Annotated in this window: 2 protein-coding genes; both read right to left on the bottom strand. The window is 36.1% G+C overall.

Features of this window, described 5'->3' with window-relative positions; translation table 11 throughout:
- Nucleotides 1-122: 122 nt before the first annotated feature.
- Nucleotides 123-383: a hypothetical protein gene (locus tag AACR11_RS13815; RefSeq protein ID WP_017191144.1), complete on the bottom strand. Its 261-nt coding sequence runs from the start codon at nucleotides 381-383 to the stop codon at nucleotides 123-125.
- Nucleotides 376-1020, bottom strand: a complete 645-nt coding sequence (locus tag AACR11_RS13810; protein ID WP_026000400.1) for an AAA family ATPase — start codon at nucleotides 1018-1020, stop codon at nucleotides 376-378. The genes AACR11_RS13815 and AACR11_RS13810 overlap by 8 nt, the downstream gene beginning before the upstream one ends.
- Nucleotides 1021-1079 lie beyond the last annotated feature (59 nt).

Genomic DNA, 1079 nt, shown 5'->3' with positions numbered 1-1079 from the left:
TGCGCTTTGGTTTAGGGTGTGAGATATGCTACAGTTCAACTGCATCTTGATTCTCCTATGGGTTAGGTTGCCCCTCTCGATATTCGTCCGTCAAAACATTATCGAGAGGGATACTTCATACTTCATACTTCATACTTCATTATAAAATCATCGATAGCTGCTCTAGCAATAGCACTTACTGATTTTAAGCTTCCTTTTTCTCTTTTATTTTTTTTTGCAAAATCCTCAAGTTTTTCAAGGATATCAGCATCTAGCGATATTGTTGTTCTAACTTTTGTGACTTCTTTAGTTGCGCCGTATGGTTTTTCTGACAATTCATTTGCTAAATTATCAATCGCCAAACTCTTTTTTGAATCAACTAAAGAACTTGCTTTTTTAACCATGATAGAAAACTTCCTCAATGAGTTTTTTTACTTCTTCCTTAGCAGACAAATTATCAACCTCTAGAACAGACTTACCTTCAGATATCACATCTTTGTAAATTTTTCTGTAAAAGCTAATTGACGACAATAACGACAAAGCTTCAAATTCTTCAACATACTCGCAGAACTCCCTTCTCTCTGTATCCTTAACCACGTGATTGGTACTTGCCATTGAATGATAAACAAATGCTTTCAAATTTGGATTTAAATCTCTGATTCGAACTACCTGCTCATTTAGCTCAGAAAGAGTATCAAGATCTAACTGAGAGCATTGATGAGGAGCGATAATCACATCAGCAACAGAGGCTCCTGTTATTAGCTCACGACTGTTTCGACCAGCAACATCAACAAGGACGTGTGAAAATTTTTCATTAAGTGACGATAAGGTTTGAGCAATATTATCTCTTTTTTCTATTAGTGTTAGTCTTGGAAGTAATCCAATATTTTCACGTTCAGCATACCATCGTGATGAAGAACGTTGAGCATCTGCATCAACTAAAACTACATCTTCCCCGCGCATAGCAAGACCTACCGCGATGTTTACTGCGGTAGTTGTTTTACCAGCCCCACCTTTATTACAACCAATTATAGTAATCAAAAAAACCTCCATTCATACTTCATACTTCATACTTCATACTTCATACTTCATACTTCATA

This window comes from Vibrio sp. L85 (assembly GCF_963871815.1).
GTDB lineage: Bacteria > Pseudomonadota > Gammaproteobacteria > Enterobacterales > Vibrionaceae > Vibrio > Vibrio harveyi.
This window is presented reverse-complemented; position numbering and strand designations above follow the sequence as displayed.